General features: G+C 61.1%; 10 protein-coding genes. 6 read left to right on the plus strand and 4 right to left on the minus strand.

Annotation, left to right across the window (positions count from 1 at the left end):
• Positions 1-63: 63 nt before the first annotated feature.
• The 4 genes from A3224_RS04930 to gatC all read right to left on the minus strand — a co-directional run bounded on the left by A3224_RS04930 (position 64) and on the right by gatC (position 5412).
• Positions 64-1752, minus strand: coding sequence for an AMP-binding protein (locus A3224_RS04930; RefSeq protein WP_067152173.1), 1689 nt, complete (start codon positions 1750-1752; stop codon positions 64-66).
• Positions 1753-2159: 407 nt separating this feature from the next.
• A complete protein-coding gene (gatB, locus tag A3224_RS04935; RefSeq protein WP_067152175.1) occupies positions 2160-3611 on the minus strand; it encodes an Asp-tRNA(Asn)/Glu-tRNA(Gln) amidotransferase subunit GatB in 1452 nt (483 codons plus the stop codon).
• Between the two features lie 3 nt (positions 3612-3614).
• On the minus strand, positions 3615-5090 hold the full coding sequence (gatA, locus tag A3224_RS04940; protein WP_067152176.1) for an Asp-tRNA(Asn)/Glu-tRNA(Gln) amidotransferase subunit GatA: 1476 nt from the start codon (positions 5088-5090) through the stop codon (positions 3615-3617).
• A gap of 34 nt (positions 5091-5124) precedes the next feature.
• A complete protein-coding gene (gene gatC / locus A3224_RS04945) occupies positions 5125-5412 on the minus strand; it encodes an Asp-tRNA(Asn)/Glu-tRNA(Gln) amidotransferase subunit GatC (RefSeq protein ID WP_082817388.1) in 288 nt (95 codons plus the stop codon).
• A gap of 357 nt (positions 5413-5769) precedes the next feature.
• On the opposite strand from gatC, the gene A3224_RS04950 reads away from it, so the two are divergent.
• The 6 genes from A3224_RS04950 (at position 5770) to A3224_RS04975 (ending at position 14757) form a co-directional block, all read left to right on the plus strand.
• Positions 5770-6804 carry a rod shape-determining protein gene (locus tag A3224_RS04950; RefSeq protein WP_067152178.1) on the plus strand — a complete coding sequence of 345 codons (1035 nt, stop codon included), beginning with the start codon at positions 5770-5772 and terminating at the stop codon, positions 6802-6804.
• A gap of 185 nt (positions 6805-6989) precedes the next feature.
• On the plus strand, positions 6990-7781 hold the full coding sequence (gene mreC, locus A3224_RS04955) for a rod shape-determining protein MreC (RefSeq protein WP_231902467.1): 792 nt from the start codon (positions 6990-6992) through the stop codon (positions 7779-7781).
• Positions 7768-8247, plus strand: coding sequence for a rod shape-determining protein MreD (gene mreD, locus A3224_RS04960; RefSeq protein ID WP_067152183.1), 480 nt, complete (start codon positions 7768-7770; stop codon positions 8245-8247). Before mreC ends, mreD begins: the two co-directional genes overlap by 14 nt.
• 106 nt (positions 8248-8353) lie before the next feature.
• The gene (locus tag A3224_RS04965) at positions 8354-8965 is read left to right on the plus strand and encodes a Maf family protein (RefSeq protein WP_067152185.1); all 612 of its coding nucleotides are present in this window, start codon (positions 8354-8356) and stop codon (positions 8963-8965) included.
• On the plus strand, positions 8962-10452 hold the full coding sequence (gene rng, locus A3224_RS04970) for a ribonuclease G (RefSeq protein ID WP_067152187.1): 1491 nt from the start codon (positions 8962-8964) through the stop codon (positions 10450-10452). The genes A3224_RS04965 and rng overlap by 4 nt, the downstream gene beginning before the upstream one ends.
• Before the next feature lie 195 nt (positions 10453-10647).
• Entirely contained in the window at positions 10648-14757 is a 4110-nt protein-coding gene (locus A3224_RS04975) for a YhdP family protein (protein ID WP_067152189.1), read from the plus strand.
• The last annotated feature ends 23 nt before the right edge of the window (positions 14758-14780 follow it).

Raw genomic sequence — 14780 nt, forward strand, 5'->3', positions numbered from 1 at the left:
AAGGGCCGGCTCGCGGGCAATTGTACGCGCCGCGGCCCGGCCTGTCCTCCTACCAGCGCAGCGTCACTCCGCGAGGCCGAGTTCGGCGATGGATATTTCGCGCATTTTGAATTTTTGGATCTTGCCAGTCACGGTCATGGGGAAGCTGTCCGTGAATTTAAAGTAACGCGGTATTTTAAAGTGGGTAATCTTCCCCTTGCAGAATTCCCGCAACTCCTCTGCGGATACCGCGTCGGCATCGGTGCGCAGCTGTACCCAGGCCACCAGTTCCTCACCGTATTTCTTGTCCGGCACGCCGGTCACTTGTACATCGGCGATCGCCGGGTGCGTGAAGAGGAATTCCTCCACCTCCTTCGGGTAGATGTTCTCACCACCGCGGATCACCATGTCTTTGATGCGGCCGGCGATCTGGATGTAGCCGTCTTCATCCATGGTGGCCAGGTCGCCAGTGTGCATCCAGCCATCGTCGTCGATGGCGGCGCGGGTGGCTTCGTCGTTGTTCCAGTACCCGAGCATAACGCTGTAGCCGCGGGTGCAGAGTTCGCCGATGGCGCCGCGCGGCAGTGTCTCGCCGCTGGCGGGATCGATGATTTTTGATTCCAGATGCGGCTGGGTGCGACCGACAGTGGTTACGCGTTTATCGAAGGGATCGTCGGCAGCAGTCTGGGTTGAAACCGGGCTGGTCTCAGTCATTCCGTAGGCAATCTGCACTTCCCGCATATGCATTTTGTGGTTGACAGCCTTCATCACTTCTGCGGGACAGATGGAGCCGGCCATAATGCCTGTGCGCAGGGAGCTGAGGTCGTAGCTGGCGAAATTCGGGTGTTCCAGCTCCGCGATAAACATGGTCGGTACCCCGTACAGTGCGGTGGCACGCTCCTCCGCCACTGTTTCTAGGACCGCGCCCGGATCAAACCCTTCTCCCGGGTAAATTATGGTGGCGCCGTGGGTCAAGCATCCGAGGTTGCCCATCACCATGCCGAAGCAGTGATACAGCGGTACCGGAATCACCAGGCGATCCCGCTCCGTCAGTTTGATACTCTCGGCAACAAAGTAGCCGTTGTTGAGAATGTTGTGATGGGACAGGGTGGCTCCCTTGGGGAAACCGGTGGTGCCGGAGGTGTACTGAATATTGATCGGGTCGCGAAAGTGCAGTGATTGCTGCACCGCTTGCAGGTGCTTGGCGCCGACTTTTTCCGCTTCTTCGAGCAAGTCGTTCCAGCGCCACATGCCATCGTGTTTCCCTTCCGAGAGGTTGGCGACGATTTGCAGGTGCGGCAGCTTTGCGGCGGAAAGTTTTCCGCGGGGAGATGCCCGCAGTTCTGGTGCCAGTTCGTAGAGCATTTCAGTGTAGCTGGAGCTTTTGAAGCGCTCGGCAAGCACTAGCATGCGGGTCTGGGAGTGGTTGAGGGCGTATTCGAGTTCGTGCAGACGGTAGGATGGGTTGATATTGACCAGGATGGCGCCAATCTTGGCGGTGGCGAGCTGCAGCGTGACCCACTCGGCGCAGTTTGGAGACCAGATGCCCACTCGGTCCCCTTTGTTGATGCCGACGGCCAACAGCGCCCGGGCACAGATGTCCACCTGCTGCCGGAATTCCCGGTAAGTCCAGCGAATGCCTTGGTGGCGCACTACCAGAGCTTCGTTGTCGGGGAAGTCCCCGGCGATCTGGTCGAACTTGTCGCCAATGGTCATATTGATCAACGGCAGGTTGCTGTTGCCGCGGGTATAGCTGAGGAGCGTATCTGTCATCGCCGGTCTCTCGTTGTTGTTTTGCACTGTGTTGTCGTTATCGGATACTGCTCCTCAATTTATGAGTCTTTCGACGTATGTCTACTAGCCATTGGTCGAATAAGGGAGCCTCTGATTAATTCGCGTGAACACTATGGTAGCTCCCGGGGCGCTCAGGCAATAGGACGGGCATTTCAAAAACGCACGAGTACTTCCCTGTAGCTCCGACGGATACATCCCTGTATCCGACGGTTTCGAAATGCCCGTCCTATCACCTGAGCTTCACATCCGCCCCCGAAGCGCCTCTGCCGCCAGAAAGTAACTTAATCAGAGGTTCCTAAGTGCGGCTGTTACGAGTATCTAGCGGTGCGCTATTGTGGAGGGGCGGGGGGCAGGGGAGCGACTTCCGGCGCTCCCCTGGGATGAGGTCAGAGTAGAGCGTCGAGCTTTTCTTTGAGGATCTTGTTGATCATCTGCGGGTTGGCTTGCCCCTTGGAGGCTTTCATCACCTGGCCGACGAAGTAGCCCATCATTTTTGGCCGTTTGGATTCGTCGGCGTTGCGGTAATTTTCCACCTGGGTGCCGCTTGCGGCGAGAACCTGGTCCACCATTTGTTCAATGGCGCCGCTATCGGATACCTGTTTCAGCCCGCGTTTTTCGATGACCTGGTCCGCGCTGCCCTCACCCTTGGCCATGGCTTCGAACACCTGCTTGGCAATCTTGCTGGAAATGGTGTTGTCGGTGACGCGCTTGATCAGGCCGGCCAACTGCAGGGCGGAGACCGGGGACTGCTCGATGGAAAGCTCCTCGCGGTTCAGCAGTGCCGCCAGTTCACCCGTGATCCAGTTGGCGGCCAGTTTGGGCTCGCCGGATTCCTTTGCCGCAGCTTCGAAATAATCGGCCAGGGCCCGCTCCTGAGTCAGCAGGCTGGCGTCATAGGCGGACAGTTGATACTCGCTCTGGAAGCGGGCCAGTTTTGCGTCCGGCAGTTCCGGCAGTTCGCTGCGTATCTTTTCCACATAATCGTCGGTCAGTATGACCGGCAGCAGATCGGGGCAGGGAAAGTAGCGGTAGTCGTTGGCCACTTCTTTGCTGCGCATGGAGCGGGTTTCGTTTTTGTCCGAGTCGTAGAGGCGTGTCTCCTGAATTACCGTGCCGCCGTCCTCGAGAATGTCGATCTGACGTTCGGCTTCCACCTTGATGGCGCGCTCGACGAAACGGAAAGAGTTGATATTTTTCAGCTCTGTGCGGGTGCCGAGTTTTTCCTCGCCTTTCAGGCGCACTGATACGTTGGCGTCACAGCGCATGGAGCCCTGGGACATGTCTCCGTCGGAGATCCCCAGGTAGGTGACAATGCTGTGGATTTTCTTCAGGTAGGCGACCGCCTCGGCGGGGCTGCGCATATCCGGTTCGGAGACAATTTCAATCAGCGGTGTGCCGGCCCGGTTCAGGTCGATGCCACTCATGCCCTGGAAGTCTTCGTGCAGGGATTTGCCCGCATCTTCCTCCAGGTGGGCGTGGTGCAGGCGCACCTTTTTGCTGGTGCCGTCATCGAGATGGATCTCTATTTCTCCGGCGCCCACGATCGGCTCGGCCAGCTGCGTAGTCTGATAGCCTTTGGGCAAGTCCGGGTAAAAATAATTTTTGCGCTCAAACACTGAGCGTTTGCCGATTTCGGCGTTCATTGCCAGGCCAAACATTACCGCGTAGCGGAAGGCTTCCTCGTTGGGAACCGGCAAGGTGCCCGGCATTGCCAGATCGATGGCGCAAGCCTGAGTATTGGGTTCGGCGCCGAAGCGGGTGCTGGCACCGGAGAAAAGTTTCGATTTGGTGGACAGCTGGACGTGTACCTCCAGCCCGATCACGATTTCCCATTCCACGGTTTATTCTCCTGCGCTGCCAGCTGTTTCTATTGAGAATGCGCTCGCTGTGTGCCAATCGGTGACCTGTTGATACTGATGCGCGATGTTGAGCATGCGCGCCTCACAGAGGTAGTTGCCGATGATCTGCAGGCCCACCGGCAGATTGTTCACCAGTCCGCAGGGCAGGGACATGGCAGGCAGTCCCGCCAGGTTCGCGGCGATGGTGTAAATGTCCTCCAAATACATGGCTACCGGGTCTGCTTTTTTGGCGCCGATCGCGAACGCTGGGTTGGGCGATGTCGGCCCCATGATGACATCCACTTTTTCGAAAGCCTGTACAAAATCCTGCTTGATCAGGCGGCGCACCTGTTGCGCCTTGTTGTAATAGGCATCGTAATAGCCGGCGGACAGTGCGTAGGTGCCGACCAGAATGCGGCGCTGCACCTCCTCGCCGAAGCCCTCGCCGCGGGAGCGCATATAGAGATCGCGCAGATCTTTCGGGTCCGCGCAGCGGTAGCCGTAGCGCACGCCGTCGAAGCGGGATAAGTTGGCGGATGCCTCTGCCGGTGCGATTACGTAATAGGCTGGGACTGCCAGGTCGGTGTGCGGCAGGCTGATCTCAACCAGTTTGGCACCCAGCGCTTCGAACGCCTTCAGTGCGGTTTCCACCCGTGCGGCCACATCCGCATTCAGTCCTTCCCCGAAATACTCTTTCGGCACACCGATTTTTAAGTCCGCGATGGAGTCATTCAGGCTCCGCGTATAGTCCTCTGCCGGTCGGTTCAGGCTGGTGGAGTCCTTGCCGTCGTGGCCGGCCATGGCCGACAGAAGATAGGCGCAATCCTCGGCGTTGCGGGCGATGGGGCCGCCCTGGTCGAGGCTGGAAGCAAAGGCGATCATGCCCCAGCGGGACACGCGCCCGTAAGTGGGTTTGAGGCCGGTGGTGTTGGTCAGGGCCGCAGGCTGGCGGATGGAGCCGCCGGTGTCGGTTGCGGTGGCACCGGGGACCAGCTGCGCAGCCACCGCGGCGGCGGAACCGCCGGAAGAGCCCCCGGGAACACAGTCGACATTCCAGGGGTTTTTTACCGGGCCGTAGTAACTGGTTTCGTTGGAGGAGCCCATGGCGAACTCGTCCATATTGGTTTTACCCAGGGTCACGCTGCCGGCGGCGTTGAGTTTTTCCACCACAGTGGCGTCATAGGGCGGCGCGAAATTATCGAGCATCTTCGAACCGCAGCTGGTGCGCACACCCCGGGTGCAGAAGAGATCTTTATGGGCGATGGGTACGCCGCAGAGCGCCGGCGCCTCGCCGGCGGCCAGGCGCCGGTCCGCCGCCGCGGCCTGTTCCAGCGCCTGCTCTTCGGTGACGGTGATAAAACTGTTGTAGTGGCCATCCAGTTGCTGGATGCGATCGAGTAAATGGCGGGTGATCTCGGCGCTGGAGAACTGTTTGTCGCGCAGCCCGCGAATAATCTCGGCGATGGTTAATTGGTGCATAGCCTTCCCTTTTGGTGTATTCCGTGCGGCAGAGTCAGTCGATGACTTTGGGGACCAGATAGAGGCCCGCTTCCGACTGTGGCGCCAGGGCGAGGAATTCCTCGCGGCGGTTGGGTTCGGTGACTTCGTCCGCGCGCAGTACCTGTACTTCGTCCAGTGGGTGGGCCATGGGTGCCACACCCTCGGTGTGCACTGCCTGCAACTGATCTACCAGTTGCAGTACATCGCCCAGGCGATTGCTGACTTCATCAATGGTTTCTGCGGAGATAGCGATGCGGGCCAGCTCCGCCAGTTTTTCTACGGTTTGCGTATCCACGGCCATGGCGATTATCGGGGCTCCAGCTTGAGTGGCGAATGGGAACTGCCTCCCGCGGGAGACAGGGGGACGCAAATTTAGCACAGAAGACTCTGCATCTCATCGGGCGCTGTGGGGTGCGGCCGGTCGGTCGCCGGAAAGGGGCGGTTTTTCAGCCTTGCCCTGCCCCCCCCGCCGTTGTTAGAGTTTGCCGATTCTGGCCGGAGTCCGCCGCTGTGGCTGTGTGGCAGATTAACGGGAGCGGAAATGCGGCCCGGAACTCAGATTTTTCTGCGCGGACTAATTAGGCTTTAACGATGCTCAAGTCTGCCCAAAGGGCGTCTGTCCGTGGCGCCGAAAATTAGTACAAGGTAACCGACTTCCATGTTTAAACGTTTGCGGGGCATGTTTTCCAGTGATCTCTCCATCGACCTGGGAACAGCCAACACGCTCATCTATGTGCGCGATCGCGGCATAGTCCTGGATGAACCCTCCGTCGTCGCCATCCGCCACTACAACGGCCAGAAAATTGTCGAGGCCGTCGGTGTTGAAGCCAAGCGAATGCTCGGGCGCACTCCCGGCAATATCACCGCTATCCGCCCGCTGAAGGACGGCGTTATTGCCGATTTTCAGGTAACTGAAAAGATGCTGCAGCACTTCATTAAGAAAGTGCACGAGAACAGCTGGATGCGCCCCAGCCCCAGAGTACTGGTGTGTGTGCCATGTCAGTCCACTGAAGTGGAGCGCCGCGCGATTCGCGAGTCCGCGATCGGGGCCGGTGCCCGCGAGGTCTGGCTGATCGAAGAGCCGATGGCGGCCGCCATCGGCGCCGGGCTGAAAGTTGAAGAAGCAAGTGGATCCATGGTGGTGGACATCGGTGGTGGCACTACCGAGATCGCTATTATCTCCCTGAACGGCGTTGTCTATTCCGATTCCGTGCGTATCGGCGGCGACCGCTTCGATGAAGCCATCGTCAACTATGTGCGCCGCAATTACGGCAGTGTAATCGGCGATGCGACCGCTGAGAGAATCAAAGAGGAAATCGGTTGCGCCTACGCCGGCAGTGAAGTGCGCGAAATTGACGTGCGCGGTCGCAATCTGGCGGAAGGTGTACCGCGCAGTTTCACATTGAATTCCGATGAAATTCTGGAAGCGCTGCAGGAGCCATTGACGGGTATCGTGCAGGCGGTCAAGAGTGCGCTGGAGCAGTCTCCGCCGGAACTGGCTTCGGATATCGCCGAGCGCGGCATGGTGCTGACTGGCGGCGGCGCGCTGCTGCGCGATCTCGACCGGTTGCTGATGGAGGAATCCGGCCTGCCGGTCATCGTCGCCGATGATCCTCTGACCTGCGTGGCCCGCGGTGGTGGAAAGGCTCTGGATATGATGGACAAGAGCCGCCTGTATCTCGTGTCCAACTGATCGCTGTCAGCTGATTCCCGGGCTGCGTCGCAGCCCGGATGACTGTCGGCTTTGGCCCGGAATTTAATCGAGCTCTGAAACCATACACCAACTGATCTGTAGAGGGGTGTCCGCCTATCAAACCGCTTTTTACCCGCGGCCCCTCGCCTGAGTCCCGCATCCTTGTGCTGGGCTTGGCGGCGGTGGTGCTGATCGCAATCAACCACTACACCGACTGGCTGCAGCCTCTGCGCGAGCGCGCTGCCGGGTTGGCGGCCCCCCTTTACTGGCTGACCGGCGCTCCTGAGCGTGTTGGTACTTGGGCCGGGGAGCAATTGCGCACGCGTGAGGAATTGCTGGAGGAGAACAGCCGTCTCCGGCGCCAGGTGCTGCTGCTGGAACAGCGCAGTCAGCAGTTGGCGGCGGTTAAGGCGGAAAATACACAGCTCAAGGAGCTGATGAATTCCGCCGGAATGGTCGATGAGCGGGTGCTGGTGGCGCAGGTAATCGGGGTATCGCCCGATCCGCTCGAGCATGTGCTGCTGATCGACAAGGGACGCGACGACGGCTTGACTCTGGGCACACCGATCATGGATGCCAGTGGCCTGCTGGGACAGGTGATAGAGGCGGGAGGCTCTGCCAGCCGCGTTTTGCTGATCACAGACTCCAGTCACGCGATCCCGGTGCAGGTGCTGCGTAACAATATCCGTGCGGTGGCCGAGGGTACCGGTGATCTATACCGCCTCAAGCTTCGCCATCTGGCCAATACCAGCGATATCCGCGAGGGCGACCTACTGCTCAGTTCCGGTCTTGGTGGCCGTTTTCCCGCCGGTTACCCAGTGGGGGAAGTCATCGCCATAGATCGCGATCCGGGCCGTCCCTTTGCCGAGGCGGAGGTTGTGCCTCGCGGGCGCATGAACCGCAGCCGTTTTGTGCTGGCGGTGGTCGGCGAAAGTAACGCTTCCGGCAGTGGGGACAAAGACCTTGGAAGCGAATAACCGCTGGTTTATCGCCGTCACCGTGGTTGTGGCGCTGTTATTGGCGGTAATGCCGTTGCCGTATCAGTGGCTCTGGTTTCGCCCCGCGTTTACCGCTTTACTGGTGATTTTCTGGGTCAACTACATGCCCCAGAGCCTGGGGGTGGGGTTTGCCTGGGCCGTGGGGCTGCTGGAGGACTTGGTGACGGGGGCCGCGGTCGGCAGCCAGGCGCTGGCACTGGCGGTTGTGGCCTATTTTAGTCTGCTCACCTACCAGCGCACCCGCGCTTTCAACATGGGGCAGCAGCTGATGTGGGTGTTTATTCTGGTCGGTATCAATCAGGTGCTGGGCAACTGGGTGCACAGCCTGGCCGGCAAACCGGTATCGGGTTTGACCTTCCTGTGGCCCGCCGTCACCAGTGCACTCCTGTGGCCTTGGATCGCCCCCTGGATGAGTGGGGTGGCGGGGCGGCTGCATGTGAAATAGGGTCATATGAAGACAGCGTAAAGCCGGGTAAAGATCGATTATTTTTCGACCGATATCGCTATAATCAGCCGCTAATCCACCGAGAATAAGTAGTACTGTGCTAAACATGCCCGCCGATAGCCGACTTGTCCTCGCTTCCGCTTCCCCGCGCCGCGCCGCGTTGCTGGCGCAGATCGCGGTGCCTTTTACCGCCGTTACACCCTCAGTCCCCGAACAGCAGCGGCCGGATGAGTCACCTCAGGACTATATCCAGCGCCTGGCTCACGACAAGGCCGCAGCCGGACTTGCAATTGCTGGCGGGCCGGACCCGGCGGTCTGGGCCCTGGGCGCCGATACCGTGGTACTGGCTGGCGATCAGGTGCTGGAAAAGCCGCGGGACTTCGCCGACTTTGAAGCCATGATGCAGTGTCTTTCCGGCGCCGAGCACTCGGTGCTGACCGCCGTCTGCCTGCGTTCGCAGACACGTCAGTTCAACCGCCTGGTGGAGACCCGGGTGCGTTTCCGCCACTTGAACCGTGGGCAGATCGAAGCTTACTGGCACACCGGGGAACCGGTTGACAAGGCCGGGGGCTACGGGATTCAGGGGTTGGGCGCCGCACTGGTGGCGTCCATCAGCGGCAGTTATAGCAATGTGGTGGGGCTGCCTCTGGAAGCGCTGGTGCCCATGCTGGAGAAAGCCGGGATTCCCTACTGGCAGGAGCGGGAGGCGAGCGCGTGAGCGAGGAGCTATTGATCAATGTCGCGCCCACGGAGACCCGGGTTGCGCTGGTTGAAAACGGTGTGCTGCAGGAGGTCTACCTGGAGAGGAGCGCGCGCCGCGGCATCGTCGGCAATATCTATAAAGGCAAGGTGATCCGCGTGCTGCCGGGCATGCAGGCGGCCTTCGTGGATATCGGCCTGGAGCGCGCGGGCTTTATTCACGCCTCCGATATCGCCCCTCTGGACGAGGAGGGCATGGAATCCCGCGAACCGGCGGAAGTGGCGGATATCCGGGCGCTGGTGCGCGAGGGGCAGTCCCTGGTGGTGCAGGTGGTGAAAGATCCGATCAGCAGCAAGGGGGCGCGCCTGACCACGCACCTGTCGGTATCCGCCCGTTACCTGGTGTACATGCCCCAGACCCGCCATATTGGCATCTCCAACCGCATAGAGGACGAAGGCGAGCGGGAGCGACTGCGCCAGCTGGTGGAACTGGCCTCGACCAAACTGGCGGAAGAGGGGTTGTCCGGCGACGGCGGTTTTATTCTGCGTACCGTAGCGGAAGGGGTCAGCGAGGAGGATTTGTTGCGGGACATTCCCTTTCTGTACCGCCTGTGGCGCGAGCTGGAGACCCGTATCAAGGAGCTTCCGGTACCGGCGGTGATCTACGAGGACCTGCCGCTGTTTATGCGCGCCCTGCGCGATCTGGCCCGTCCCCATACAGAAAAAATTCGCATCGACTCCCGCGAGGCCCACGGTCGCGCGGCCGAATTCGCCGGCAAGTATGCGCCGGAAATCGCCGGGCGTCTGGAACACTACCCCGGCGAACGGCCGCTGTTTGATCTCTACGGTGTGGAGGAGGAAATCCGCAAGGCCCTGCAGAACAAGGTGACGCTCAAATCCGGCGGTTACCTGATTATCGAGCAGACCGAGGCCATGAGCACCATCGACGTCAATACCGGCGCCTTTGTCGGTCATCGCAACCTGGAAGAGACCATCTTTAAGACCAACCTGGAGGCCGCCACGGCGATCGCCCGGCAACTGCGCCTGCGCAATCTGGGTGGCATCATCATTATTGACTTCATCGATATGAAGGACCCGGAGCATCAGCGGCAGGTGTTGCGCACACTGGAAAAGACCCTGGAGCGGGACCATGCCAAGACCAGCATCACCGGAGTGTCCGAGTTGGGGCTGGTGGAAATGACCCGCAAGCGCACCCGCGAATCGCTCGGCCAGATTCTCTGTGAGCCGTGCCCCGTGTGCCAGGGGCGCGGCACACTGAAAAGCGCGGAGACTGTCTGCTACGAAATATTTCGCGAAATTATCCGCGAGGCGCGCGCCTACGACAGCGACAAGATCATGGTGCTGGCCAGTCAGGTGGTGATCGACCTGCTGTTGGATGAGGAATCCGCCAACGTTGCCGATCTTGAGGAATTTATCGGCCGGCCGATACAGTTCCAGGTGGAGCCCATTTATAACCAGGAGCAGTACGACATTGTTCTTGTGTAACGGCGGGAATCGAAAATTGCGATGTGCCCGAACCCGGCGCCCGGTTTCCGGGTGTCGGCAGTGCAAATGGCATTGGCGCCCGGGTGCGTGCGGTGGTGCGCGGCCAGCGCTTACCCCTGTCTTCTGTTTTCCCGCATCGTACAACCGGAGCACCGGATCATTGTTGCCGCACAGGAATTGCGGCGGAGGCGTGCGATGATCCCATTTCTCCGCTGGTTTGCGCGCAAATTCTGGCTCCTGAGTGTCACCCTGGTTATCGCACTGGCGTTGCTGGTGCAGGCGGGCCGCCTGCTGTCGCCCCAGGTGGAGCAGTATCGGCCGCAGATCAGCGCCTGGCTGTCCGATAGCCTCGGCGTTCCGGTGCGGATGGAGCGCCTCTCCCTGCGCTGGCAGGCGCTGGAAGTGGCGTTGCAGCTGGACGGACTGCAGCTCGGTGAAAACAGCGAAATGCGCATGGGCTACGGCCTTTTCCAGCTGGATCTTCTGGCCAGCTTGTGGAACCGCGAGCTGGTGTGGAAAAACCTGGAGGTGCACGATTTCTCCACCGGAATCACCCGTGGCGACGACGGCCACTGGTATCTCGATGGTTTTCCTGTCGCGGCGGAGGCGGATGAACACAGCGGGGACGGCGGCACCCGCCTCGCCGACCCTGCGCGCCTTTTCCAACTGAGCCCCAAGGTACAGGTGCGCAATGCCCGCATTACCGTGCGCCTGGCCGACGGCCAGCTGGCGCAACTGGACCTGCCGCAGATTCAACTGGAAAACGGTGGCGGCTTCCACCGCCTTATCGCCCGCGCCCAAGTCTCCCGGGATGGCGCCGCGGATGTTTCCGACGGGATAGCGCAGGTACGCCCGGTGCCGGCGGCCGATACAGAGACACTGCGCCTGGTGCTGGAGGGCCGCGGCAACCCGCGGGACGAGGCAAACTTTTCTCTCAACGGCTATCTGCAGCTAAATGATCTAGTGCTGGATGACGACATTGTCACCCTGTTACACCAGCTGACGCCCTTGCCGGAAGCGTATCACTGGCACGGTCGCAAGCTGGCACGCGGCAAGCTGTGGCTCGCCCGTGACACCGAGCAAGGTTATCGGCTGCTTGGTCAACTCAGTCTGGAACAAATGGCGCCACTGGAAGCCAGCGATGATGCAGGGGAGCAGCAGGGCGAGACAGCGGCAGCTCTGGCACCTTTGGGGGCAGTGGCTGGCAATTTGTCGGGGCGCTGGCAGCCGGGAGCGCAGTGGCAGTTGGCATTGCAGGACATCCAGCTGGACTGGCGCGGTCTGCAGATGCCGCCGCTGAATCTGCAGGCGAGTTCCGGCGCCGACGCCGGTCTGCAGTTGGCCGCGGATGTGATCGACCTGGGGGGATGGAGCCGTATCCTCAAGCGTCTGCAAGTGCTCAAGGGTCCGGCGGATGAGTGGTTGCGCGCCCTTGAGCCCAGTGGTCAATTGCGCAATATCCAGCTGTCCCGCGGCAGTGATGGTCGGGTAAAACTGGGTGCCAATCTGATCGATTTCAGCGCCAGTGCCCACCGCGGGGCACCGGCGGTGAAGGGACTGAATGGTTATCTGTATCTCGAGGGCGCGGATGGTCACGTGGAGCTGGGCGGCGGTCCGTTGAGTATGCATTTCCCTCAGCTTTATCGGGAGGCGTTCCATTTTGAGCGGGCCAGTGGCACCGTCGCTTGGCGTGTGGATCGGGATGGCAATTCTGTGCAGGTCTTTTCGGGCCCCCTGCAGCTTGACGGACAGCTCGGCGAGGTCGACGGCCAGTTCTTGCTGCAGTTGCCGTACTTTGCCCGCACACGCGCATCGGACTTCACCCTGGCGCTGGGGCTGAGGGACGCGCCAGTATCCGCGCAGCGCCTATTGGTCCCCTTATCTGTCGGGGACGATCTGCGCCAGTGGCTCGACAAGGGGCTGGGTAAGGATAATCCCGGGCGGGTTGCCAGTGCGGCCTTTGTCTATCGCGGTACCAGTTACCGCGATGGCGAGGACGGCGAGTTACTGGCCCTGGGGCGGCACCCGGAACGGCAGACTGTGCAGCTGGCAGTGGATGTCACCGCCGCCGATCTGGACTATGCCCCGGGCTGGCCGGCAGCGAGGGATGTGGATGCCCGACTCTTGCTCAGCGACCGCAATGTGCAGGTCAATGCCCGTGCTGCCAAGTTGTGGAATATCGATGCGCGGGATATCGAGGTGGGGGTGACCCCGAATCCGTCGGGCAAGGGCTCGCTGTTGGGTGTGCACGCAAAGCTGTCCGGCCCGGCGGCGGACGGTCTCCGGCTGCTGCGGCAGTCGCCTCTGCGCAAGCAGCTCGGCAGTGCTTTTGACGACTGGCGGCTTGAGGGGCGTATCGATGGCAGTTTGACCTTGTCGCAGCCCCTGGGCGGCGCCGGGCTGCCGGCCCGTCAGACAGTGACCCTGTCCCTTGACGGCGGGGAACTGGAGCTGCGCGATCTGCGCCTGCAGATCGACGGTCTGCACGGTCGTGTGGATTACGACAGCGAACGGGGGCTCGCCGGCACCAGCCTGGAAGGCAAACTGTGGGGGCGGCCGTTGAGAGCGCGAATTCACCATCCGCAAGAGGGCGATACCCGCGACACCCAAGTGGTGCTGGAAGGCAGTGCTGCTATTGAGTCGGTGCACGCCTGGAGCCAACGCCCGGAATTGCAATGGCTGGAGGGGGCGTTCGACTATCGGGCACTGCTGACAATTCCCGCCAAATCGCGGCAAATGCCTTATTCGGCCGTTTTTGAGCTGAATTCCGACCTGGCGGGTGTTGCAGTGCAGCTGCCCGCGCCCCTGGGCAAGCTGGCTGAGGATAAGACCGACTATGTGCTGCGGGTGCCCATCGGCGAGCAGGGCAGCCTGTTTCATATGAAATACGGTGAGCATCTGCAGGGGCTTTTCTGGCAGGTGAAGGGTGAGCTGGAGCGCGCCGCCATTGCTCTCAATGCGGAAGCAAAGCTACCTGAGGCACCGGGGCTGTCGATCGGTGGCCACCTGTCGCAGGTCGACCTGCCGCGTTTGCACCAGTTGCTGCAGGTGTACGATGTCGATAAGAGTGGGGAGGGTGGCACCGCTGGCGACCCCTTGCCGATCTCTCTGGATCTCAGTACTGACCGCCTGATTCTCGGAACTGTCGAGGTGCCGGATATCCATGTACGGGGCAGCGGCCAGGGGGCGCGCTGGCAGTTGACCTTCGACAGTGAGATGGCCGCTGGGGATTTAAATGGCCCGCTCGACGGATCTGCACCGCTGCGGTTGGCACTCAGTCACCTCCGCTTGCCGGGACAGGAATCGACCGCAGAAGCGGTGCAACCGGCGGACCCCTGGGCCGGGTTTGACTTCACTTCCTTGCCGCAAATGGATTTCAGTACCGAGAATCTCGCTATCGGTGACGAGGTACTGGGCCGCTGGTCCTTCCGTGTGCGTCCGTCCTCCGAACGGCTGGTGTTGAGTGATATCCGCGGTGCCATGCGCGGTGTGCGGGTCGAAGGCAATGGAGAGGACGAGCAGGGCGCCCAGCTGACTTGGCTGCGGGATGGCGAGGGGCGCGAGTCATCGCGGTTCACCGGTCGCCTGGTGGCGGACAACCTGGCGGATGTGCAGCGGGCCTGGGGGCAGGATCCGCTGATCGAGAGCAAATCCGCCAGCTTCGACACATCGTTGCGCTGGGACGGTTCGCCGTTGCGCGCAGCCGGTAACCTGCTGTCCGGGGAGTTAAAAATCGATATCCGCAAAGGCCGCTTCCTGCGAGCGACCGACAGTGCCGGCCCGGCCCTGTTGCGCCTGTTATCCCTGTTTAATTTTGATACCTGGGCGCGGCGTCTGCGCCTCGATTTTTCCGATCTCTACCAGAGCGGTCTCGCTTTCGACAGTGTGCGCGGAGAGGTAGTGTTCGAGGGAGACGGCCAGCTGCTGATCGCGGTGCCGATCCAGGTGGAAGGCCCCACCAGTGAGCTGCAGATGGCCGGTCGGGTGAATCTGGAACGGGAGGATTTGAACCTGACCCTGGTGGCGACCCTGCCGGTGGGCAACAATCTCGCCTTGGTGGCGGCACTGGCCGGAGGCTTGCCGGCGGCGGCGGGCGTTTACCTGATCAGTAAAGCGTTCAAAAAACAGGTGGACAAGGTAGCCAGTGTCAGTTATCGCATCAGTGGCGCCTGGGATGAGCCTGAAGTGCGCTTCGACAAGCTGTTCGACGGCGACGGCGCCCAGCGCGAGGGGGCGGCCGCAGAGCGGCAGCGGGAACCGGTCGAAGTTGAGAGCATGCACTCGTCATTCGCGCCATCAATTTGAATTCCCCGCTGCGGTGGGCGCGA

Origin of the sequence: Microbulbifer thermotolerans (genome assembly GCF_001617625.1) — a bacterium.
Lineage (GTDB): Bacteria > Pseudomonadota > Gammaproteobacteria > Pseudomonadales > Cellvibrionaceae > Microbulbifer > Microbulbifer thermotolerans.

Coding starts and splice junctions, on each gene's coding strand:
- A3224_RS04930 (WP_067152173.1), bottom strand. CDS start 1,752: ATGACAGATACGCTCCTCAGCTATACCCGCGGCAACAGCAACCTGCCG.
- gatA (WP_067152176.1), bottom strand. CDS start 5,090: ATGCACCAATTAACCATCGCCGAGATTATTCGCGGGCTGCGCGACAAA.
- gatC (WP_082817388.1), bottom strand. CDS start 5,412: ATGGCCGTGGATACGCAAACCGTAGAAAAACTGGCGGAGCTGGCCCGC.
- A3224_RS04950 (WP_067152178.1), top strand. CDS start 5,770: ATGTTTAAACGTTTGCGGGGCATGTTTTCCAGTGATCTCTCCATCGAC.
- A3224_RS04965 (WP_067152185.1), top strand. CDS start 8,354: ATGCCCGCCGATAGCCGACTTGTCCTCGCTTCCGCTTCCCCGCGCCGC.
- A3224_RS04975 (WP_067152189.1), top strand. CDS start 10,648: ATGATCCCATTTCTCCGCTGGTTTGCGCGCAAATTCTGGCTCCTGAGT.